The sequence below is a fragment of the Neolewinella persica DSM 23188 genome, from assembly GCF_000373105.1.
GTDB classification, from domain to species: Bacteria; Bacteroidota; Bacteroidia; order Chitinophagales; family Saprospiraceae; genus Neolewinella; species Neolewinella persica.
Window position 1 is genome coordinate 25,482 of the sequence record NZ_KB890413.1, and the last position, 23,142, is coordinate 48,623.

Annotated in this window: 23 protein-coding genes; 16 read left to right on the forward strand and 7 right to left on the reverse strand. The window is 52.7% G+C overall.

All coding sequences use genetic code 11. The features are described 5' to 3' along the window. Positions 1–95: 95 nt before the first annotated feature. Complete coding sequence (locus tag B036_RS0100145; RefSeq protein ID WP_020566652.1) at positions 96–839, reverse strand: glycosyltransferase family 2 protein; 744 nt, start codon at positions 837–839, stop codon at positions 96–98. Positions 840–1,352: 513 nt separating this feature from the next. Here B036_RS0100145 and mtaB point away from each other — a divergent pair. Next, positions 1,353–2,699 carry a tRNA (N(6)-L-threonylcarbamoyladenosine(37)-C(2))-methylthiotransferase MtaB gene (gene mtaB / locus B036_RS0100150; protein ID WP_020566653.1) on the forward strand — a complete coding sequence of 449 codons (1,347 nt, stop codon included), beginning with the start codon at positions 1,353–1,355 and terminating at the stop codon, positions 2,697–2,699. Beyond that, positions 2,699–3,481, forward strand: coding sequence for a hypothetical protein (locus B036_RS0100155; protein WP_026231533.1), 783 nt, complete (start codon positions 2,699–2,701; stop codon positions 3,479–3,481). Before mtaB ends, B036_RS0100155 begins: the two co-directional genes overlap by 1 nt. A 29-nt stretch (positions 3,482–3,510) precedes the next feature. On the opposite strand, the gene B036_RS0100160 is transcribed toward B036_RS0100155, so the two are convergent. From B036_RS0100160 to B036_RS0100170, 3 genes are all read right to left on the reverse strand, one after another. Further along, positions 3,511–4,743, reverse strand: coding sequence for a serine hydrolase domain-containing protein (locus tag B036_RS0100160; RefSeq protein ID WP_020566655.1), 1,233 nt, complete (start codon positions 4,741–4,743; stop codon positions 3,511–3,513). A 137-nt stretch (positions 4,744–4,880) separates the two neighbouring features. Beyond that, on the reverse strand, positions 4,881–5,468 hold the full coding sequence (locus B036_RS0100165; protein ID WP_020566656.1) for a MarC family protein: 588 nt from the start codon (positions 5,466–5,468) through the stop codon (positions 4,881–4,883). A gap of 145 nt (positions 5,469–5,613) precedes the next feature. Next, entirely contained in the window at positions 5,614–6,174 is a 561-nt protein-coding gene (locus B036_RS0100170; RefSeq protein ID WP_020566657.1) for a hypothetical protein, read from the reverse strand. A 207-nt stretch (positions 6,175–6,381) separates the two neighbouring features. On the opposite strand from B036_RS0100170, the gene B036_RS0100175 reads away from it, so the two are divergent. From B036_RS0100175 to B036_RS0100215, 9 genes are all read left to right on the forward strand, one after another. Beyond that, positions 6,382–6,957, forward strand: a complete 576-nt coding sequence (locus B036_RS0100175; protein WP_020566658.1) for an RNA polymerase sigma factor — start codon at positions 6,382–6,384, stop codon at positions 6,955–6,957. Beyond that, positions 6,941–7,249, forward strand: coding sequence for a hypothetical protein (locus B036_RS0100180; protein WP_020566659.1), 309 nt, complete (start codon positions 6,941–6,943; stop codon positions 7,247–7,249). Before B036_RS0100175 ends, B036_RS0100180 begins: the two co-directional genes overlap by 17 nt. After that, complete coding sequence (locus B036_RS0100185; RefSeq protein ID WP_020566660.1) at positions 7,246–7,713, forward strand: hypothetical protein; 468 nt, start codon at positions 7,246–7,248, stop codon at positions 7,711–7,713. Before B036_RS0100180 ends, B036_RS0100185 begins: the two co-directional genes overlap by 4 nt. A gap of 73 nt (positions 7,714–7,786) precedes the next feature. Then, positions 7,787–8,449, forward strand: coding sequence for an MbnP family protein (locus B036_RS0100190; protein WP_020566661.1), 663 nt, complete (start codon positions 7,787–7,789; stop codon positions 8,447–8,449). A gap of 171 nt (positions 8,450–8,620) precedes the next feature. After that, positions 8,621–9,589, forward strand: a complete 969-nt coding sequence (locus tag B036_RS0100195) for a YHYH protein (RefSeq protein ID WP_044101467.1) — start codon at positions 8,621–8,623, stop codon at positions 9,587–9,589. 69 nt (positions 9,590–9,658) lie between these two features. Further along, positions 9,659–10,276: a DUF6702 family protein gene (locus B036_RS27480; protein ID WP_020566663.1), complete on the forward strand. Its 618-nt coding sequence runs from the start codon at positions 9,659–9,661 to the stop codon at positions 10,274–10,276. An 85-nt stretch (positions 10,277–10,361) separates the two neighbouring features. Beyond that, positions 10,362–11,327, forward strand: coding sequence for a YHYH protein (locus tag B036_RS27485; RefSeq protein ID WP_083926093.1), 966 nt, complete (start codon positions 10,362–10,364; stop codon positions 11,325–11,327). Then, entirely contained in the window at positions 11,317–12,405 is a 1,089-nt protein-coding gene (locus B036_RS0100210) for a cytochrome-c peroxidase (RefSeq protein ID WP_157471968.1), read from the forward strand. Before B036_RS27485 ends, B036_RS0100210 begins: the two co-directional genes overlap by 11 nt. A gap of 90 nt (positions 12,406–12,495) precedes the next feature. Beyond that, positions 12,496–13,950: a YHYH protein gene (locus B036_RS0100215; RefSeq protein ID WP_157471969.1), complete on the forward strand. Its 1,455-nt coding sequence runs from the start codon at positions 12,496–12,498 to the stop codon at positions 13,948–13,950. Between the two features lie 63 nt (positions 13,951–14,013). On the opposite strand, the gene B036_RS0100220 is transcribed toward B036_RS0100215, so the two are convergent. Both B036_RS0100220 and B036_RS0100225 read right to left on the reverse strand, forming a co-directional pair. Beyond that, positions 14,014–14,571, reverse strand: a complete 558-nt coding sequence (locus B036_RS0100220) for a DinB family protein (protein WP_020566667.1) — start codon at positions 14,569–14,571, stop codon at positions 14,014–14,016. A gap of 15 nt (positions 14,572–14,586) precedes the next feature. Further along, positions 14,587–15,288, reverse strand: a complete 702-nt coding sequence (locus B036_RS0100225) for an alpha/beta hydrolase-fold protein (protein WP_020566668.1) — start codon at positions 15,286–15,288, stop codon at positions 14,587–14,589. A 173-nt stretch (positions 15,289–15,461) separates the two neighbouring features. On the opposite strand from B036_RS0100225, the gene B036_RS0100230 reads away from it, so the two are divergent. Then, the gene (locus B036_RS0100230) at positions 15,462–16,301 is read left to right on the forward strand and encodes an alpha/beta hydrolase (RefSeq protein ID WP_020566669.1); all 840 of its coding nucleotides are present in this window, start codon (positions 15,462–15,464) and stop codon (positions 16,299–16,301) included. A gap of 336 nt (positions 16,302–16,637) precedes the next feature. Then, positions 16,638–17,219, forward strand: a complete 582-nt coding sequence (locus tag B036_RS0100235; RefSeq protein ID WP_026231537.1) for a DUF2911 domain-containing protein — start codon at positions 16,638–16,640, stop codon at positions 17,217–17,219. 102 nt (positions 17,220–17,321) lie between these two features. On the opposite strand, the gene B036_RS31440 is transcribed toward B036_RS0100235, so the two are convergent. Continuing rightward, positions 17,322–19,601, reverse strand: coding sequence for a M43 family zinc metalloprotease (locus B036_RS31440; RefSeq protein ID WP_157471970.1), 2,280 nt, complete (start codon positions 19,599–19,601; stop codon positions 17,322–17,324). A gap of 568 nt (positions 19,602–20,169) precedes the next feature. Here B036_RS31440 and B036_RS0100245 point away from each other — a divergent pair. From B036_RS0100245 to B036_RS0100255, 3 genes are all read left to right on the forward strand, one after another. After that, the gene (locus B036_RS0100245) at positions 20,170–20,694 is read left to right on the forward strand and encodes a hypothetical protein (protein WP_020566672.1); all 525 of its coding nucleotides are present in this window, start codon (positions 20,170–20,172) and stop codon (positions 20,692–20,694) included. Positions 20,695–20,841: 147 nt separating this feature from the next. Then, positions 20,842–21,963 (forward strand): methylmalonyl-CoA mutase family protein, encoded by a 1,122-nt coding sequence (locus B036_RS0100250; RefSeq protein WP_020566673.1) that lies wholly within the window; start codon positions 20,842–20,844, stop codon positions 21,961–21,963. 103 nt (positions 21,964–22,066) lie between these two features. After that, entirely contained in the window at positions 22,067–23,098 is a 1,032-nt protein-coding gene (locus B036_RS0100255; protein WP_020566675.1) for an aldose epimerase family protein, read from the forward strand. Positions 23,099–23,142 lie beyond the last annotated feature (44 nt).

The window sequence follows — 23,142 nt, forward strand, 5'->3', positions numbered from 1 at the left end:
TAATGCCATACCGAGCAAAGCGAGCATGATCGTGCAGCAGTCTATACATCTATCTCCTACCAATCTGCCAAAGCCGCGCAGCGACCGTCTAAAATTTACTTCTGGTAAATTTTAGACTTTGCCAACCCCCACTTATTCAACCGGTGCATCATACTAACGCGCAGCACCCCAAGCCCATACTTAGAGCTGCGGGCAAAGTTGATGGAGCTGGCCTCCTCGAAGTACTTGGTCGGGCAGGTCACCTCGGCGATGTCAAAACCGTGGTAGATGATCTGGGAGAGCATTTCGTTGTCGAAGACGAAGTCATCGTCATTGGCGTTGAAGTTGATCGTTTCCAGTACTTCGCGGCTGAAGGCGCGGTAGCCGGTGTGGTATTCGCTGAGTTTGTAGCTGACGAGGAAGTTCTGCGTAGCCGTCAGGAAACGATTGGCGACGTACTTGTAGAGGGGCATCCCACCTTTAAGTGCGCCTTTACCCAGTATCCGGCTGGCCAGTACTACGGGGTACAGCCCTTCTCCAATGATGTTACACATCGTTGGGATCAGTAACGGCGTGTACTGGTAATCGGGGTGGACCATAATAACGATATCGGCACCAATCTCCAGCGCTTTATTGTACAAAGATTTCTGGTTACCGCCGTAGCCACGGTTGCGCGGGTGGGTGATCACGTGGTCGACGCCCAGCTGTTTGGCCAGGGCGGAGGTCTCATCTTTACTCGCATCGTCGCAGAGGATGACTTCATCTACCAGGTCGCGGGGGACTTCTGCGTAAGTCTTCTCAAGGGTCAGGGCGGCGTTGTAGGCCGGCATCACGACGACCACTTTTTTGTCTTTGTACATATTGGGGCAAAGGTAATAGATTGGTGGATAGTTGGGAAGAGTAATGGGCAATTTGGGGTACCAGTCATTGCTCCTTGTCCTTCCCCTTGCACCAGCGGCCGCGCCCTGAATGTTTTTTTCTGCAAAAGCAACCATCAGACAGTATTCCCCGTGCAGCGGACGACAGTCCGATTACTCGCCCACCAATCCACCAAACCGTGCGCTACTTTCTAATTTCCTTCCCTTCACTTCAGTCTGGGATGGAGGTTCCGTATAAATTGTATTGAGCGACGTTATCCCGCGGATACTTCATCCGAATATAGTCGCTGGGTTCCGTCTGGGCCACAAAGTTGTTAGGTTTTGACAGAAGAACAGGGCTATTCAAGACTATTTGGTTTTTAGGGGAGGTTTTCACTTCATTGCTACTCCACCGTATCTTTGCACCCGCGTCCGCGCCTTATTGGTCTTTTAGTCTATCGGACTATTGATCTTTTGGGCGGTGCGCCAACAGACCAATAGAACCAACAGACCAATATGTCTAACTTCGGAACCGTTTCCTTCTACACCCTAGGCTGCAAGCTCAACTACAGCGAGACTTCCGCCATCGGCCGCCAGTTTACCGAAGCGGGCTACCAGGCCGTAGAGTTTGGCGAGGGCTCGGATGTGGTGGTGATCAACACCTGCTCGGTGACGGATTTTGCCGACCGCAAATGCCGGAACATCGTGCGACGTGCATTAGGCGCGAACGCAGGTGCAAAAATTGTTGTCGTAGGCTGTTATGCGCAGTTGAAACCCGAAGAAATTGCCGACATCGAAGGCGTAGATCTCGTCCTTGGAGCAGCAGAGAAATTCCGGATTCTGGATTACATCGACGGCATCAGTACCGGAGCCGGCAAAGGGATGGTCCGGGCCGGCGAAGTGAAAGAAGCCGATACCTTTATTAGCAGCTTTAGCTTCGGGGACCGGACGCGCTCCTTCCTCAAAGTGCAGGATGGCTGCGACTACAAATGTACCTTCTGCACCATCCCGCTGGCGCGGGGCAAAAGCCGCAGCTCCACTGTGGAGCAGGTGGTAGCCGATGCTAAAGCGATCGCCACCAAGGGTGTGAAAGAGGTTGTCCTCACCGGCGTCAACATCGGTGATTTCGGCAACGGCACTTCCGTCATCGAGGGCGAACGCCCCCGCAAGGAAGCCCTGTTCTCCGACCTTGCTGCCGCGCTCGACGAAGTAGAAGGCATCACCCGTTTCCGCATCTCCAGCATCGAGCCGAACCTCTGCACCAACGAACTGATCGACTTTGTGGCCAACAGCCAGCGGTTTGCGCCACATTTTCACATGCCGTTGCAGTCTGGCAACAACAAACAGCTGGCCCGGATGCGCCGCCGCTACAAGCGGGAGCTCTACGCTGAGCGCGTGGCTCACATCCGCAAAGTGATGCCTCACGCCTGCATCGGCGTGGACCTAATCGTCGGGTTCCCCGGCGAAACGAAGGAGGATTTTCTGGAGACCTACAAATTCGTCCAGGAACTACCGGTGGATTACTTCCACGTATTTACCTACTCCGAGCGTGCCAATACCCCGGCCGCGGAGATGGATGGGGTGGTCCCCATGGCGGAGCGGAAGCGCCGCAATAAAATGCTGGGTATTCTGAGCGAGAAGAAAAAGCGGGCGCATCAGGAACGGTACCTCGGCGAAGTACGGCCAGTATTGCTGGAGAAATCCAAAACTGACGGGGTGCTGCACGGGTTCACCGACAACTACGTCAAGGTTTCCTTCCCGGCGGAGGACAGCTGGGTGAATCATTTGGTGGAGATGAAGTTGGGGGGTGTTAATGCGGAGGGATTGGTGACGGCAACGGTAGCGGAGCACGTTAATCTTTAATGACTGATTATCGATTTTATTTTATCGCTGTTTTTGTCTGCTGGGTTTTGATGAGCTGTGGGCAAGCCGTCCCCAATAATTCTGCGGGTAAAACCTGGTCTGCCGGTACACTTGTTTTTGGTGGCAGCAATATTGAGAGTGATCAGGACGAAGCCTATTACCGGGCAGTAGACAACAAATTTCCGGCAGAAGAAAATGATACTGAGGTTTACGTCCAAGACCCGAAAAACGGGCGTTCTCATATTTTTATTCATCCCTTCATGGGACGTCTTAAAACGGAACTTCTATCAACAGGATCTTACCAGTTGACCGGAAAGATTAGATTGCCGAACGACGGTAATTGGAAAGCAGACTTCATTGATCATACCGCATTTGAGATCAAGTTGAATTTCACGGAAGAAGGTTGGCGACTCTATGATTTCATCAACGATAAAATATCTCTCTCCGTTAATTACCCCCGGCTGGATTCTATTCGGATTTTGCTAGAAAACAATAGTGTGGCTAGCTCCAAAAACTGGGGCTTGACACTTACCTACTTTGAACTTATCGAACAATATGAATACGACCTTTTGACAGCAGTATTAGCCGGAAACTCTACCGTCCTAGAGGAGTACTTGCTCTTCCAAAGAAATTATAACATTGCCTATGCTGGTGAATTTTCGGAATACTATACTGGGAACATTTTTTATCTGCTCTGCCGTGGAATTATTGGTCCAGAGGACTTGAAAGCAGTTGGAACTTATAATGACTTCGCCTATTTGCAGCGGGTTTATGGTACTTAACAATCCGGCATAAATGCCGGGGAACAAGCCTACCAGTTCCCACTAATCGCCTCAAACAACCACAAATACCCCTCATCCCATTTCTTTCCCTGCCGCACGATCACCAGGTCCTTAGTCGGGTCGACATAGATGAACTGGTTGAGGATGCCCTGGGCGTAGAAGGCGCCGTTTGAACTTTCCAGGTACCATTTGCCCGGATGCTTCTGCGAGCGCCGGGCGTAGCTTTCCCCAAAGTCGAGGTCCCGTCCCGCGGTTATGGCCGCCAGGGAATCCGGAAAGTAGTTGGTTTCCCCGGCCTCGTCCTCGTAGGTATCCGTGACGCTGTACCACTGGAACTGGTAGCCGTCGTTCGCCATATTCGGCGTAGTCGATTGCCGCACCCACTCAGCGGAGACGATTTGTTTGCCCCGCCATTTTCCGCCGTCGGCGTAGAGTTTACCGATTTTGGCCAGATCACGGGCAGTCGTATTGAGCCCGGAATATCCTTTGGCCGAGCGGTGACGCTTGTCGTCGAGGCTCCAGGTGGCGGGGAACTCCATTCCCATGGGTTTCCAGACTTTGGCTTCAAGATACTGGCCGAGGTCCATACCGGTAGCACGCTCCACCACGATACCGAGCAGGGCGGTGGTGCCTGACTGGTATTGGTGATAGGTCCCGGGCTCGTGGTTGAAGCCGAGCTTGCTCAATTGTTTGAGCTGGTTGGTACCGTAGTAGAGCTTCGCCATGTCGGCAAATGGGTTGCTGTAGGATTCTTTGTAGTCTAGCCCGGAGCGCATGTCGAGCAGGTGACGGATGGTGAGCCGCTGGAAGCGAGGATCACCGTCGAGCAACTCGGGGATGTACTTCGTAACGGGATCATTGACGTCGGCAATCAGGCCTTCATCTACGGCGATGCCGGTAAGCAGGGAGGTGACTGATTTGGAGACCGAGAAGATGGTGGAAATATCGTTGGCCTGGTAGCCGTCGAAATATTGCTCGTAAACGATGCTGTCGCTTTTGACGACGAGGAAAGCCGTGGTGGAGGTCCCCTCGTCGAGCCACTGCGTGAGGGGAACCTTCTCCCCTTTCACCGTGAGGGTCACACTACTCAGTGGGTCCCGGTCGCTGACCGGGAAGCTGAAGACATCATCTCCCGTACCGACTTCCGTATAGGGAAAAATCTTATGATCGGTGATGTTGGCAAAATTGTAGACAAAGAACCGGCCTATGTGGCAGGAGGTGCACAGAAGCAATGTGAGAAGGCTGAGTAGGTATTTGAACATGTCAATAGGTTGGGGTTAGCGGAACAGGCTGCCAAACTAGCAAAAAACGGGAACCCGCAGCAAATTCTATGGCTTAAAAACGTCCCTTGCATCCTGCGACCGCGCCCATATTTATTTTACGCCCTACACCGGAAAAGTTACCCCAACACCCCCCGAATCCCATCAATAAACATCTGCACAGAAAGTATCAGCAGTAACATGCCCATCAGCCGTTCCAGGGCGGTAAGGCCTTTAGTACGCAGCACGCGGTAGAGCAGCGGTGCGCTGAAGAGAATGAGGGAAGAAACGCCCCAGGCCAGGAGGAGCGCGGCGAGGAGGCCGTATTGATCATCGGGGTTGTTGTGGGAGAGCACCAGCAGGGTCGCCAGGGCTGAAGGCCCTGCAATCATCGGCAGGGCAATGGGGACAACGAGTGGCTCCTGATCCGCAGGAAAGAGCGGCGCATCCGCCGAAGGGAACACCATTTTGAGGCCGATGAGCAGGAAGATCAGCCCTCCCGCAATGCGTACTGCGTCCGTTTCAAGGTGGAATACATTGAGAAAGGTTTCACCGCCAAACAGGAAGAGCACCAAAATGACCAGGCCGATGAGGCACTCCCGAAGGACAATGCGTTGGCGTCGGGCTTTGTCCATATCCTTGAGCAGGGCCAGGACCAGCGGGATGTTGCCCAGCGGATCGAGGATAAAGAAGAGGAGAAGGGCGGTGGAGAGGATGGAGAAATCCATGAGCGTAGTAAAGGGGGAAAGGAAAAGGGAGGGCGAAGGTACGCGTTGTTCCTCCCGGAATTGCGCAAAAAGAGAAGGCTGCTAAGCAGCTAAGGGGTTCTCGCAGAGGGAGGCACTGAGGTGGCACTGAGAGCTTTGGGCATTGCTAAAAAACCAACCACCCCATACTAACGGTTCCTAATACGACACCTACCGCCAGGCAAATCCAAAACCATTTGAGGGGTACGCCGAATATTTGACGAACGGTTTTTTGGCTGATAAGGTACAACATGAACCAGCCGAGGGGGAGCAGGCTCATTTCTAACAAAATATCAGCACTTAACTCCCACAACGACATTATGCGGTGGTACATATTGAATAATAGCTTACCCAAAAAAACGGTAAACAGAGCTGCCATGAAGGACAACAGTACTGTGGCACCAACCCAGCCCAACCGGCTACGGCGACGGAGCAAAAAGGCAGACGCCAACGCTGTTGTGCCAACACCTACCCAAACCCAGGTCATCCAGATTTGGACGGTGTAACGGACAGCAGTACTTGTCAGTTGCCCATATGCATTAGACAGTAACCACACAGCCAATATGAAAAGCAGGATGATCAAAACCGTCAGCCGCCAATTCCAGGATTTAGCTTGTGGCCTGGAAATGGCTGCCCGGTCCAGGATATCTGGGTGCTGATCGTGCTCGTCATGAAGTTCCTGAAACATATGTTACTGGTTTAGTCCTTGCCCGAAAATAACACAAACCCAGAGCTTCCGTTGTGCATTAAGCGAGTACCGCCTCCTTTCCACCTTGCTCCTTTTATCCTTCCTCTGCACCTGCGACCCCGCCCTAAATGTCCAGAAAATAAAAATCACTCCCCGTCCGAAGGATTTGTAACTTACCGTAGTCCAATCATCGACTAACTTCTACGAATGCCCGAGCCGAACAATCGCGAGCTACTACAGGATATTGCTAACGGCAATGCCCTGGCGCTGCGTACGCTCTACGGCCGGATCAGTGGCCGGGTGTACAATACGGCACTCAGCTACGTGCAAAACGAGGCGGACGCAGAAGAAATCACCCAGGATGTCTTCACCAAAATATGGCGAAGCGCCGGGAGTTTTAAAGCCGAAAGCCAGGTAACGACCTGGGTGTACCGGATCACCGTGAACACCTCCCTGACGGCCCTTAAAAAGCGGGAACGCCGGGGCCTGTTCAGCGCACTTTCCGCCCAGGAAAAGGAGGTCCCTGATTTCCACCATCCGAATGCGGTAATGGAAGACAGGGAAACCAGTCGTGCACTTTTTTCGGCCATTTACCGATTACCCGACCGACAGAAAACAGCCTTTGTGCTCAGCTACGTGGAGGAACTGCCCCGACAGCAAGTGGCTGAGGTTATGAACCTTTCGTTAAAAGCAATCGAAAGCCTGCTGATGAGGGCAAAAAAAGGATTACGGAACGGATTAACCACCGATTACCCAAACCGGGGTAATGCAACCGCAAAATGATATGAAAACAGACGGACAATTTGAATTAGAGGATGCGCTGGAGCAGCTGAAAAAGCTCCCCAGAGCCACCCCCCCACCCGACCTTCTTGGTCGTATCGAAAGCCGCCTCGGCAAGGTGGAAGCCAAAGTCATCCCCATGAAGCAATGGCGGATGATCGCTGCTGCCGCGTGTGTGCTGGTGGCCCTCAACGTTACTGCGCTGTCCAATTACCTTAACAGCGCTTCGCAACAAACAGCGCAGTACGACACCAGCAGTGACGCCCTCATTTCTGACTTTCAACTCTACGAATGATGGATAAGCTGACCTTTTACCGCTATACCACTATTGGCCTGCTGGTACTCAACCTGGCCATTCTGGTGTTCTTTTTCCTCTACCGTCCCCTGATGGGCGGTGCTCCTGACGGGCCGCCCTCTCTGGCTATTCTGGAAATGGACAAAAACCAGAACGACGCTTTCCAGGGGCTGGTCGAAAAACATCGCGTAGTGATGCGCACAGCCAACGACCGCCAAAAAGAATTACTTACCGAGTATTTCAGCCAACTTGCTAAACCCGAAGGACCGGTCACCGGGGCATTCCCCGAAAAATACTGCGAATATGAGCAGGAGAAGATTGTCGGCACTTACGAACATTTCCTCCAGGTGAGAGAATTACTCCGGCCGGAACAGCAGGCGAATTTCCCGATTTTCATCGACCAGTCATTGGATCAGATTCTCGGTAAACAAGATAAAAGACGACGGAGGCCGCAGGATAATTAATCCGTGAAGATTCAAAAGGAAACCACTCAAATACTCCGGGTAACGCCAACCTTTAGAGAATGCAGCCTGGCTCATGAAGCACCTCCTCCCCATTTTATGCCTGTTTTTCTCCACGCTTTCCGCACAGGAGGTGTTCATCGATTTCCAACCGGTTATGGGAGGAAAGGCACTGGTAATTGACGATACGGGCGCGGCCGCAGGTGCAGAGAAAGTTGTGGAAGCAATGCGTTTTTATCTGTCAGATGTTGCTTTGCGGAGCGAAGGCCAAGTCGTCTCTACCTCCGATAAGCGCCATCATCTGCTCGATGCAGCGCAGCCGGAGACGATGCGCTTCCCACTGTCCGTTCCCGCAGGAGTAGCATACGATGAGCTTAGTTTCACCCTGGGCGTCGACAGCCTGACCGCCGCTTCCGGCGCTTTCGGCGGCGATCTCGACCCCACCAATGGCATGTACTGGACGTGGCGCAGCGGCTACATCAACTTCAAGCTGGAGGGCACCGCACCGGAGTGCCCGGCCCGGAAAAACCGGTTCCAGTTCCACGTTGGTGGTTTTCAGGGGCCGTTTAATTCGGAGCGAGCGGTTAGCCTGGGGGTCAGCCCCGGTAAGACCATCCCCGTAAAAATTGACCTGGACCGTTTTTTTGACCAAATAAACCTGGCCGCAACCTATCAGATCATGAGTCCGGATGACCGGTCAGCGACAATAGCAGACCTCTTGGTAGAACTCTTCAGGTAAAATAGTTTCTTTCATCAAAACGCTCAAATTGGAAGGCGAGCGGGCTTTTCAGTAATAAGTAAGGTAGAGAAAGAATAAAAAAATCTATCAGGCCGAAGGACTTCCGGCATCCCGTAGTCCAACCACTAAATCCCAAACAAAACGTCGCCAACCGGCGCAAAAATTCTCCAAATGAACTACCCGATTTCCCAAATGGTGCTCCTTAGCGCCCTGGCACTCCTATTCTTTTCTGCCTGCGAAGACGACGATGGAACGACGACACCCGACCCGGACGAAGTCACCATCGATGTCGATCCCGACCTATTCCTGATCGCCAGCCTGTCCCAACCAGTAACGACGGTAGCCTGTACACTTTCCGACGGCACCTCCACCACCTGCTACCAGATCGTTGCCGGCTCCAGCCCTTCTGACCACCAGATGGGGCCTTGGTGCCCGGATAACATTTCCGACGGAGCCGACAAAGGCGGCATCTGGCTGGAAGGCGGCGAAGTGTACGACGTCGACGGTGCCTTCATCGAAAACATGGCGACCTTCTACAACGACGATACCTGGCAGATGTACGATGCCAACGGAGACATCTTCACCACCGACACCCAGGAAGACTGCGCCAACGCCGCCAACCCCAATGTTGGCGTGGAATACAGGAATTTCTGTGTGGAGTGCCTGCCATCCTACATAACGGAGATTACCCAAACGTATCTCATCCCCACCACGCCGGTGAAGCTGAGCAGCTCCACCCAGTTTGGCGGCGGCCCGATGGGCGGCGTTTCCGTTCGAGGGCTTGCCTTCAATGGCATCCGTTTCGACGCACCGGCCCCCGTTAACGCTATTCTGGGCGCCTACACCCTGGCTCCTTTCGATGACGCCGGTGGGCACATTAACCTGAATGCAGGCTACCACTACCACGCTGCTACCGGCAACACGACCGAGATTACTCAGGCCGACGGCCACGCACCCATGATCGGCTACGCCCTCGACGGACACGGCCTTTACGGTCAGCTTGACAGCTCCGGAGCGGAGCCGACCGACCTCGATGCCTGCCGGGGCCACTACGATGATACCCGCGGCTATCACTACCACGTCGACGCTGCCGGTACCAATAACTTCATAAATTGCCTTAGCGGAGCTTACGTCAATTAACTACGTCCGGGAAATTATACGCCGGGAACGCCACCCGGCGTACAATTCCTCAACTAAAAATCATCTGACATGAAAAAGCTGATAATATTACTTGCCATCCTATCTTCATGTGGCCTGTATGCGCACCAGGCTGACATCTCCAGCACGATGCTCGTCGAGCAAGAGGAAGGAAACTGGCAGCTCATTGTAGCCACCTCACTGACCGCTTTCGAGTACGAAGTAGAAACACACTTCGGCAAAGACGCTTACACTACGCCCCAGGGTTTCGAAGAGCTGGTATTACGCCATATGCTCAATACTATTTCTATCCGCTTCAACGATGGAGAGGAAGCAACTTTAACTTCGGGTCGGGTAGCCCTTGGGCATGAAACCACCGTGGCGTTTACGGTCAGGGGAATTCCGGAAAACATACATCAGGTAGAAGTAACTAATACAGCCTTTGCCGATATTCACCGGAACCAGAGTGCGTTGGTCGTATTGAAAAAAGACGTAACGAAAAAGCAGTTTATGCTGGGTGCAGACAACAACCATAAGGTTCGTCTGGCCCTCGACAACAATACACTACGGGAAGTACAGCAAGCCGGACTGCCGGTTTCCTCCATCGGCCTCGTTGTGCTTACTGCGGTGATCCTGGTACTTTTGGGAATAGTTACCTACCGAAATCGTGAAGACCTGTTGCCAGTATAATTTAATTTATTGCAACGCCATGAATCTCCTCCCATACTCTTCCCACTGAGAGGTCCTTCATTAATTGCCCGAAATATATCTGTACATGAGACATCATCATTATTTACCGCTCCTTTTGCTTTTAGCATGCCTATTTAATTGTTCCGGACCTAAGACTGGAGAAAAAGGAGTGGTAATTCCCAATGAGGTGGAAGTAGCCGTAAACGCAGCTCATTTTCTGGAAGCGAGCCTCGTTACTCCCGTCGAAACTGTAGCGTGCACCTTATCAGACGGCACAAAATCCACCTGTTACAAAATAATTTCCCGCTCCTCGCCCACCGACCACCAGATGGGGCCCTGGTGCCCCGACAATATATCTGACGGCCCAGAATCCGGAGGCATCTGGATTGAAGGAGGAGAAACGTATGACGTAGACGGAGCCTTCATTAAAAACATGGCCGCCTTTTACGGTGATGATACCTGGAAAATGTATGACGCCGAAGGCAACATCTTCACCACGGATACCAAAGAAGACTGCGCCAACGCCGCCAATCCCAACGTAGGTCCCGAATACCGAAATTTCTGCGTGGAATGCCTTCCTTCCTACGTTACGGACATCACTCAGACCTACCTGATTCCGACAACACCCGTCGCCGGTGAAAACACTAATTTGTTTGCCAGGGGCCCAGGTGGTGGAATCGGCCTGCGCGGTATTGCTTTCAACGGCATACGGTTTGACGGACCTGCACCGACCAATGCCATCCTTGGGGCATATACCCTGGCTCCCTTCGATGATGCCGGCGGGCACATTAACCTGCATGCAGGCTACCACTACCACGCCGCAACCGGAGTAAGCAAGCGTTTACCGCAACCCGACGGGCACGCCCCGATGATCGGCTACGCAATGGACGGCTACGGCCTTTACGCCAACGCAGACGAAAGTGGAAATACCGCAGTTGACCTCGACGACTGCCGGGGTCATTACGACGAGCAGCGTGGCTATCACTATCACGTTGATAAAGCCGGTGCAAATAATTTCATTAACTGCTTACGGGGGGCTTATGCCAAATAAACAAGGCGTGCGGAGAGGTTCAGTCCGTAAATGGGCGGAGCGCCTCCGGGCGCAGTTTTGTTCTCCTCCTTTGGGGCCAGAGGCTCTGCGCCCCTTCCTCCTGCTGGCGGTTTTGGGCAGTCTGGCCATGACTGCGGAGAGGTTAAGCGACTTCGCTTACCCTGACTATTTCCCCGCACCAACCTACAATTTTGATGCGAACCCGTTGTCCGGGGAAAAGATCCAGCTTGGCCGTCGCCTATTCTACGACGAGATCCTCTCCGCCGACGGAACCGTATCCTGTGCCAGTTGCCACTCTCCCTACAATGCTTTTGCGCACACCGACCATGACCTGAGTCACGGTATCGGCGACCAGATCGGTACGCGGAACGCACCAGCCCTTTTCAACCTGGCCTGGTCGACCAGCTTTCACCGCGACGGCGCGCACCACCACCTCGACCTTCAGGCGTTAGCTCCCATCAGCCATCCGGCGGAAATGGGAAGCAACATCAAGGATGTGGTGGCTCGGCTACGGGGGGATAGTTTGTACGCCGCGGGCTTCGCCCGCGCGTGGGGCGACCCGGTGATCACGGGAGAGCGCGTACTTAAATCTTTGGCTCAGTTTCAGCTTACCCTCGTATCGGCAGGTGCAAAGTATGACCGGGTCAGGGAGCAAAAAGACACCTTTTCTGACCAGGAGCAAAAAGGCTATGCGCTGTTCAAAACGTATTGCAATAGTTGCCACACGGAGCCTCTGTTCACTAATCAGGGGTTCGCAAAAAATGGCCTGGAAGTAGATACGACCTTAAACGACTTTGGTCGTATTGTCATCACGACATTGCCGGCCGATAATTTACTGTTCAAAATCCCGTCTTTACGGAACCTGAGTTTTACACACCCCTATATGCACGATGGTCGGTTCCGGAAGCTTCGCCAGGTTTTAGAACATTACGCCGACCGACTAAACGATCCGCTGCCGTTGGCGTCCAACGACCAGGCGGACCTGATCGCTTTCTTACTTACGCTTGATGACCGAGCGTTTGTGTTTGACAGACGGTATGCTTTTCCGGTCGAAATGCGCTCCGTGCCCGAGCGGTAGCGCTTGCTTCCGGAGAAAGCTTCGACCCGTTTCATAATGCCTCCGCAGGATTTCTGCAATACAAAGGTCAAAGTCAAAAAATTACTCATTATGCGTCGTTTGTTTACCCTGCTTTTACTAACCTTTCGTTGCACCAGCGTCCGCGCCCTAAGTAAAGGAATATGGGGAGAAAAGGGAAAAGGAAGAAAAGCCATCCTGGTGCCCTTACTCCTTTTGGCCTTTTCCCCTTTACTCCGTGCCCAATTAAGCCCTGCCATTACCAGTTGGTTACAAAACAACACAGAAACCGGCACCTTTTACATGGCCGGAAACTCGACATTGCTTGAGAATAATGTGTTGGTCAATTGTCAGAAAGTGGAGTACACCGACGACTTCGTTTACGTGACCGCTACCGGAGTACCCGCCTACCCTACCGGCCCGTTTCAGGATCGTAATCCTTCCCAGGCGGAAAATCAGGATGGCATCTATAAAATTCCGCTAAACCCGGTCATGAATACCGGTACACCGGACAACACCGTGGGTGGTAATATCGGTATCTTCATCAACGGTGTGGCCCTGTTTGACTACCGCGACGGTGTCGCCTGGAACCCCCAAACCAACGCCCTGTGCGGTGGGCCCGGCAACGACCGCTGCCCCGGCGGGCCGCAAACCACGCAGGCCTGGAACCGCGATGCCGTACCGGCAGAAAAGGAGGGTTTTGACTGCGCCAAAGGCCACCCCGCCATGGGCAACTATCACCACCACCAGAACCCTTCTGCCTTCAAACTGGACCTACAGGTAACTTCCGATGTTTGTAACCTCTACGACGCCGAAGGCCTCTACGCTATTGACAGTACGACCCACGCGCCGCTGATTGGTTTTGCCTACGATGGCTTCCCCATCTACGGTGCTTACGCCTACAAAAATGCAGACGGCACCGGTGGCATCACCCGCATGAAATCCGGCTACAACCTACGTGACATTACCGAGCGAACTACCCATGCTGACGGCACCGATGTTGCTGACGGACCAGCCATCAGCGCTCAATATTTCCTTGGCTATTTCAGGGAAGACTATGGTTACGTGGCCTCTCCCAACGAGGACGTGCTCGACGTACACAACGGCCGTTTCTGCGTCACGCCGGAGTATCCGGGGGGCACCTACGCCTATTTTGCCACGGTTAATGAAGACTGGACCTCCGCTTATCCCTATGCCGTTGGGCCGACTTTCTACGGCGAATTCGAACGGCGGAACGTAACCGGAGTAACCGAGCCTACAACGATATATGACGGCACCACAGCCGTAGAAGGCTTTGCCGACGATGCGGCCATCACTGTTTTCCCTAACCCGACAGCGGACCTGATCGCCGTGCAATTACCCGGCCTGGTCGGACAGGATTTCAACGTGGAGCTTCGTGACGCCAGCGGACGACTGGTGAAGCAAAAGATCATCCGTACCGGACAGACAATCGCCTACTTCGACACCCAGACACTTTACCGAGGCATGTATTTTGTGCGGATCAGTGGCGGCGGAAAAGAAGTTACGCGAAAGGTCGTAGTGCAGTGAATCAGGGAATTATAGAATGGGAGAATGAGGGGATCTCCACCCATTCTATAATTCTCCCATTCACTACATCAAACCATCAATAAAATTGCGGACACCTTTTTCCTCCGAAAATTTACCGGCATTGTATTTGGAAGAACCTCCTTTGGGAATAGACAGCGATTGCCATTCCACTCCCCGATGCTGCTTCCCCAGCAGGATGATCTGCCCGACGTGATAGGCGTAGTGCGCCAGCTGGCGGTTTAATGCTTCAGCGACCATATGGCCTTCGTTGCGGATGTAGACGATGGTGGATAATTGTTCCGGCTGCAAACCATTTACGGTAGCCTCTAATACTGCCCAGCCTTCGTTCCAGGTGGTTTCCAGTTCTGCACGGTTATTGAAGTCAGCAACAAACTCCTGGTCGCGGTTGCGCCAGGGTTTCTCGCCGTCGGAGGTCAGAAAATTCGTCCATCGGCTTTTCATGTTACCGGACAAGTGTTTTACGATGACGGCTACGGAGTTGGAGCCTGCGGCATCGTCGAGGAAAAGTTGTTCGTCGGTCAGCTGCGCCATGGCTTTTTCGCCGAGGTGACGGTAGTAGGCGAATTGTTTTTGGTAGGAGGTTAGGAGGGTGGTTTTCATCAATAGACCAAAATACTAAATAAGGCTAACATAATGCGGCAGCATCTCCAGCCACAGCGGCCAGTCGTGCTCCACATCTCCCCGTACGTCGAGCCAATGGGGGATGTTTTTCTTACGCAGGACTTCACTGAACTTCAGGTTACCGTCGAGGCAGATGTCCCAGTTACTGGTGCCGAGTACGATCTTCATCTTCCACAGTTCCGGGTTATCGGCATTTGGCATGAAGTCGATGGGGTTATTGAAGTAGACGTTGTCGTCGTAGTACCCGTGCATGAACGACTTGATGTCGAACGCCCCACTGAGGTTAAACAGGTGGCTTACCATATCGGGATGGCGGAAAGCGAAGTTACTGGCGCTGAACCCACCGAAGCTGATGCCACAGCAGGCAATCTTGTTTGTTCCGGCATTATTCCGGATTTGGGGAATAAATTCTTCGGCAAGGAACCGATCGTACTGGATGTGGCGTTCTACCCGGTGCTTGGGATGGATGTCACCATACCAGCTGTCGTTATTGATGCTATCGGGACAAAATACTTGAATGAAGCCCCGATCTACGAACCAGCGAATGGATTCGACCATGCCCCGGTCTTTAGCTTCGCCATAACTCCCGAGCGTAGTTGGGAATATGACCAGCGGATAGCCTTTGGTTCCGAAAGTCAGAATTTTCACATTGTGGCCAAGGTGGTGGCTGTAGAATTCGGTTAATGCTTCCTGCATAGTTGGATATCGCTTGGGTGAGCCGGAAGGTAGGCCTTTGGTGGAATAAGTAAGGGATTGGTGGTTATTTTTTTAGCCGTATCATCGTTTTTATCTCCAGCTGCAATTTTCTATGCGTCTCTGTAGTTCAGGTTTCTCCTCACTATCCTTTGATCCTGTCTATCTTTACAACTATGTATCTCGTCCGTTATTTTCGTCAATTACTCGGCAGTGTGGTCTCGAATCGGAAACGGTTACTGGTCCGCTCCTACCTGATGCCCAGTCAGCACCTGGAAAGGGAGGTGATGGTAGACGTGTACCGGCCGGCCCTGCCCCCCTGGCGGCTTTTGTCGTTGGTCGTCTTTAACGACGGGCAGGACCTGCTCAGGATGGACATGAAGGAGCAGCTGAAAACTGCCTATGCCGGACGCAAACTCTCGCCCACCGTCGTGGTTGGTGTCCATGCAGGAGATCGGATGCGGGAATACGGCACTTCCAACCAACTTGACTATGAAGGCCGTGGCGATAAAGCAGGTGCTTATGAGCTATTTCTCCTGGAGGAGCTCGTTCCATGGATTGAGAAGTATTACAATATTTATCAGTTGCCTGCTAAGCGGGCCATTGCCGGGTTTAGCCTCGGGGGGCTCAACGCCTTTGACGTCACCTGGCGCAACCCCGGTGAATTCGGCGTTGCGGGTGTTTTTAGTGGTTCGTTGTGGTGGCGGAGTAAGCCTTTCCGGAAAAGTAAGCCCGACGCCGATCTGATCGTCCACAACTATGTATCCAAAGCAAAAAAACTTCCTGCGGCCCGCTTTTGGTTCATGGCGGGTACAGAAGATGAAACCTCCGACCGCAACAACAATGGCATAATTGATGCCATCGATGACACCATGCAACTTATGGCCATCCTGAAAAGCAAAGGGAAGGAGGAAGAAAAAGACTTCACCTACGTTGAAGTGAAAGGCGGGCGGCACGAACCGGAAACCTGGGGAAAAGTAGTGGTAGACTTTTTGGTTTGGATGCAGGCTGGTTAACCTGGAACCATATCCTGAAGTCACCTAAGACCAGGAAAACAAACGCAAACAATGCTGCTATTAATCCTGTCGGCGACTTCCTTTGACAAGAGCAGGGAGTAAAATACTTTGGGTCAACGGTGCGGCTTCATGCCTTTAGGCTGACCTGGAATTATACGTCGATAGCGTTCCATTGACCGGGGACCGATTAAAAGTTTATTGAGTACTCCCTTCAACATCAGGCAACCACCCCATCATTTTAATTGTACTTCTCCCGTAAGGAAGCCCGGCAGGCACCATCGCAAGCGCTTTAGGCTACCCTACAACCAATCTACTAACCAATCAAATCTCCCCCCCATGCCCCGCATGTCACTATTCCTACTCTCCATGATCTTCGGCTTGTCGCTATCTGCGCAAGATTTTGTTGACGTTGACAAAAGCCCGCTCGACGCAGCGTACTTCCCCGCCCGTGCCGCCTTCCGCTCTTTCGCAAAGACCGACAGCGCCGCTATGGCACTTCAACCAAAAATTCGGATTCTCTACAGTCGCCCCTTCAAAAAGGGCCGCGACGTTTGGGGAGGCGATCTCGCTCCGTATGGCGAACCTTACCGCCTTGGAGCTAACGAAGCTACCGAGGTTCAATTCTACGCTCCCGTCAAAATCGGCAACCAGGTTGTACCCGCTGGCCGGTACACTATTGGTGCCATCCCGACTGCCGACAACTGGGAGGTATTCTTCAGTCTCGACGTTGACGGCTGGGGCGTTTACGCTTACAAGCCCGAGCGAAACGTAGCCACCATCACCGTACCGACAAGTAGCGTGGAAGAAGTCATTGAGAACTTCTCCATCAGTCTTTATGAAGCCAGCCCCGGCACCATCCACCTGAAAATGGGTTGGGACAAGACGGTGGTGGAAGTGCCCATTGTTTTAGTTAAATAGTCATATAGTCAAGGACTATCAAATAGTAAAGCCCCCCACCAATATTCCGGTGAGGGGCTTTATTATTTAAGCGACAGACTGTTTGACTATCTGACTCAGTGACTATTTCAAAATCACCTTCTCCACTTCGCGGTAGCCATCAGCCCCCTCAATCACCAGGAGGTACATACCAGCAGGCAGTTTATCCGTAGCGATGCGGTTGAGACCTACCGTTAGCTTCTGCTCGGTAATTACCCGTCCGGTCATGCCGGTGAGGCGGGCAGTGTAGCCTTCTTCGTCGATGCGTACGTTGAAGTGGCCGGTAGCAGGGTTCGGGAACACCTGGTAGTCTACCTCCATTGCTTCGTCCTCCAACTCATCAGCTTCGAAGGCCGTTGTTTCGCGGTCGTTGTTGCCGATTATCACTCGTGCACCGCTAGTCTGACAACCGCCCAGGACGATGTTGTCGAGGTGAACGTAGTCAGAGTTAGTACTGGCATCACAACGGAAGCGAATCCGTACGTTAGTACCGAAGCCACCGGTCGCGGTGATGGTTACACTCTCGTTGTATAACGTATTGTTGTTAAAGTCGGTACCGCTGACCCAGGTTCTGACCGTCTGGAAACCACTGCCATTGTCTACTTGCAGCCAGAAATCTTCGCCGTTCTCCATACTGAAGGGGTAGTAGCTGAAGTCGACCGTAAGTTCTTCGAGGCTGCTCAGGTTATAAGCATCGGAAGTGAGGACGGAACTATTAGTGTTGTCGCGCAGGTAAACGGAACGGGAACCTTCAATAGGACGGGTGGTGCTGCGTACACAGTCGGAACCACCATCGTTCCAGTTACCGTAGCCTGACTCGAAGTTTTCAGTATCGAAAGTAATGTCGGTACAGCCACCGCCGCCACATGGGGCACAGCTGCTGCCGCCACAGTCGACGCCGGTTTCGTCACCGTTCTGGATACCGTCGTTGCAAGTAGGGGGAGTAACACAAGGGGAGCAGCTACCGCCACAATCAACACCGGTTTCAGTGCCGTTCTGGATACCGTCCGTACAAGTAGGAGCAGGGCCACTGCCAACGCAGAAGTTTTTCGTTTCCGTACTCGCGAAGCTACCGCCTGATTCGTTTACACCGCCGCCGGTCAGGCTGTAAGAGCCATTGCCGTACGCACAGCAGATACCGTCGCCGTAGCTATCATTGATCGTGAAGTCGTAGCAACCATCGGCAAGACAGAAGCTTTCCGTATTCGTGGTATTGTTGCCGTAAGGACCGCCGCTGGCAATGGTAGCACCGCTGGCATTCTTCAGGGTCCAGGTAGTTTCACTACCGTAGTTATCCGCAATAATCGTCAAAGTAACCTCCGTATCGTTACAACCGGAAGAACAAGGTGCGCAGCTGCCACCACAGTCCACGCCGGTCTCATCACCGTTCTGAAGGCCATCCGTACAAGTTGGCGTAGCGGCGATTCCACAACCGTTGCTGTTGCCCAGACCAGACCGGGAACTGGCGAGTGCTGCCTTCATGCGGGTTTTCTGGTCATTGGTAAAGATGTTCATACAGGCATCATCGGAGTAATCCATGTAGTTCTGGACCATATCGGTAGAACCACAGCTGACGGTGCCGATCTGGCATCCGCCGTTGCTGGCGTCGCTATCGGGCGTGTCGTTAACAAAGTCGCTGGCACCACAGCCACCGTCGCCCCAAATGTGGCGGAGGTTAAGGTAGTGGCCTACTTCGTGGGTAGCCGTACGGCCAAGATTAAAAGGCGCAGTTGCTGTTCCTATCGTACCGACATAAGCATAGTCACAAACGACACCGTCGGTCGAGGCAGGTCCGCCGGGAAACTGGGCGTAACCAAGTAAGGTGCCGGCTAGGTCACAGACCCAAAAATTCATGTAATCGGCTGCGGGCCAGGCATTGGAACCGCCACTGGAGGCGAATTTCACCGGGTTACCGCTATTACTGAAGCTGGTTTGGGAAGTAGACTGGCGGATGACACCATTGGTAGGGTTGCCGTTAGGGTCTACTGTAGCGAGACAGAATTCGATTTCGGTATCGGCACCGAGTCCGGGCCATGCATTGTCGGCATCACTGTTCTGGCGGCGGAAATCGGCATTGAGTACATCGAGCTGGCTTTGAATTTGCGCCATCGAAATGTTTTCGGTACTGTTGTTATACACAATGTGAAAAACAACGGGGATGGTGGTAACGGCCTTTTGTCCGTCTTCCGCACGGAAGTTACGGGTGAAGGCTTCGAGTTGATCCATCCGATCAAGTATACCAGGGTCATCCTGGATTTGTTGTTGAAGGACTTCCATCGAGCCACAGTCTCTTTGAGCAGAGAGGCTGAAGGAAGTTAAAAGGAGTAGCATCACGAGAGAGGAAAAATAGGTAATAAAACGCATATATAGGATGTGATTAAGGGGTATCTCCAGGAACGTCGAAGGGCGAAAACAAGCAAAAAAATTCTATCTCCCTTCCGTGCAGGGAAGAGCAGTGGACTAGCAAAAAATGGATAGAAAAGAATTGGTTTGGTTAGCGACCCCGGTTGGTTAGGCCCGGAAAATACGTGTTAAAGATTTAATAGCCTGCCAAAGCTAGCGAAATTTCGCAGTTTCGCAAACTATTACAATAATAATATTGCTAATTATTGTTTAAGCAATACATATATTGCATTTATTGCATAACTCAGTATTATTTTCTGACGGCTGTTTTTTTGCCATTTGTTCAGGCTCAATTTGGGCGCGGTCGCAGGTGCAAATGATGGTTTATGGGCAAGCTGCACCAGTGATATTTTGTTGATTGGTGGGTGCCGTGGTTTTACGAAACCCGTCGGACGGCTATCGTTATTGAGAGAAATTACTCCTCCAGTCTCCCTTTGCACCTGCGGCCGCGCCACCTCCGAAAAACTCGGCGTAGCTATAAAATCAAACTCCTGCCCAACCCAAACCCGCCTAAATACCTTTAAGGGACATGTTTAGATACCTCCCCTTGCTTATCCTATTAATTTGTTGTGCCTGCGAAGGCAGAACGGCGGCCCGTAAAGCTGCCCGAGGACCAAACTTTGTCCCGGAGCCAAACCACCTGTTTTTCAAAAACACCCGGGCCAGGCATTACAACGCCGAAGAAGTTACCAACCGAGCTACGATTTACCGCCACGGCGGCCTATTTCAATCAGCGGCTAATCTCCGGCCCGCCCTGATCGACAATTGGTTACAAGACAGGGCTGTGATCCGTTTTGAAATCGCGCCTGATCTGCCTGACCTGACTGATTGGACCCTAAAAATTCAGCGAAGAAGCGGAGCGGAAGAAGCGCTCCTCCTCTCTACTCCACCAACCAACCGAGAGCTGGTTAAATTAATGGCCGTGCTCAACGGCAAAGAAGCGTTATTCCTATTTTCACCGATCGATACAATCCTACCCGCCTTCCCTGATGAAGCCGGTCGTCAGCACGCCCGGACGGTTATTAAGGATTACCTTACCCTGGTAGACCATTAAGGAACGTCGATTCAATAACTGTCTGAATTGTAGCATACTTATTAAACGGGCGCTCCTACATTCCCGGTATTCTCCCTACATTTAGCCAGGAAAAGAAGTGACCTCCCCGGTTGTTTCATTCACTTTATCTTTACGATAACTCCAGCCATGCCTATCACAGACACTTCCACAACCTTACCGCCTGCCGGAAATGAAAGCTGGCTGGCCGGTCTGGAAACCGATCAACCCGACGCAGACATTGCGGCAGCTTTGGCCGCACTAGGCGAGCCAACCGGTATTGCCCTGCGCCAAGCCACCAGCTGGGAAGCTGGCGCTTACGTCGAATCGGGCGAATACAAGGACATCAACCTGTACGCCCGCGAGGAACTTGCGGCGGGTGCGGAAGCCTTGCTCTTCCGCCTCTACCAACAACCCGACGTAGAAGACATTGCCACCATACTGCAGGGTATTCCCCTCGCTGAGGTCTCCCTGCACTGTTCCCTTCGCTACCCCGGACAAGACCCCGCAGAGTTGTTTCGCGACCTCGTCCGTTACCTCCGAAAAGCAGGCCACGACCTGACGACGATCTCAGGATCCGTTGATTTTGATCCCCTACTCGACTGGTCGGAGCCCCCTTTCCCTCCCTTGGTCCGTCTGCTGTTTTTCGTCTCCCGCTGGATGCCCCAATTCCGGGTATTGCAAGTAAATGCGGCAGGCTTCAACAATGGGATCGGCGAAGCCGATTCAGAACTGGCCCTTGCCATCGCTAAAGGAGCCGAGTACCTTCATCAGGTAGAAGACAAAGGTTATTCCATCGCACTGGCCAATCGCCATCTCAAATTTGCTTTTACGGTAGGTACCTCGTTCCATGGAGACATCGCCAAGCTTAGGGCCTTCCGCATTCTTTGGGCGAAGGTCCTGGAGTCATTAGGCGTGGAAGATCCTCCTGCGGCGCACATTTCGGCCCACACCGACATCACCACGATGCAGCAAGATGAGGCAGAAAACAAGATCGCCCTACAGCTACAAACGCGGGCAGCCAGCCTGGGCGGTGCCGACCTCCTTTTTCTCGCTCCGGCGGAAGGAATGCACCAGGCGGCCACCGATTCCGGTCGTCTGCTGTCTCGTCAGGTAATGATGGAAGCACGGAACGCCAATGCGCCCAGTACTTTGGTAAAAGTGGATGAAGCCTACCTGGAAGACCTCACCGTCGGCCTGGTCAAAGCTGCCTGGTTACGTTATAAGCACATCGAAGACCAGGGGGGATTTGCTAATGCCGTTGAGTTATAATTTTATGCACAAGTTCTACCCGTTCATTTCATTATTTTTCCTGTCATTATTTTTGACAGCCTGCGGGCCGGAGCCGGTTAACGATACTACATCTACTTCTTCCATGCAAAGAATATCCAGCAAAGCCTGGGGGCAGAGCCCCGACGGACCAGCCACCCTTTATACCCTGACGAACAGCAAGGGCAACAGTTTGTCCTTATCAGATTACGGCGGCATCATCACGTCAATAAAAATAGACGGTGTCGAGATGGTGATTGGTTATGACCAGTTGGAGGATTACCTGGCACCAAACCCCTACTATGGAGCCCTCATCGGCCGCTATGGTAATCGCATTGCCGGAGGCAAATTCAGTATTGGCGAAGAGGACTATACTTTGGCGGCCAACAATGGCCCTAACTCACTTCACGGTGGGGTTAAAGGGTTCGACAAATACGTCTGGAAAGCAGCGCCCAGCTCTGGCGATAACCGGGCGAGTGTAACCCTCAGTCACGTAAGCCCCGACGGCGACGAGGGGTTTCCTGGTCGCCTGGACGTAAGCTGTAAATACGAATGGACCGACGATGACGAGCTCCGCCTTACCTACACCGCCACCACGGATAAAACCACCATCGTTAACCTGACGAACCACACTTACTTCAATATTTCCGGAGGTGGTAACGTCAGAAGTCAATTGCTCCAACTCGACGCGGACCAATACACGCCGGTGGACGAGACGCTGATCCCGCTGGGCACTTTGGCGCCAGTGGCCGGGACGCCGTTTGACTTCACCAAAGCCAAGCCTATCGGACAGGACATTGCGGCGGACCACCCCCAAATAGCCCTTGCCAGCGGCTATGACCACAACTGGGCGATTAATGGGTACAACGGCAAATTACGGGAGTTTGCTACCCTCCGGGATCCGGCCTCCGGCCGTCAATTATCCTGCTACACTACGGAGCCAGGTGTACAGGTTTTCACCGCAAATTTTAAGCCAGGATTATTTTCTGGACGAGACCACACACCATTACCGGTACAAGGTGCCATCTGTCTGGAGACACAACACTTCCCGGACTCACCCAACCAGGAAGCTTTTACAACTCCCTTGCTTAAACCTGGCGGTACTTATCGTACGACTACTGTGTATCGGTTTGAGTAAGTAGTTGGACTATTGGGTTATTGGTCTATTGGGCTGCCGCAGGA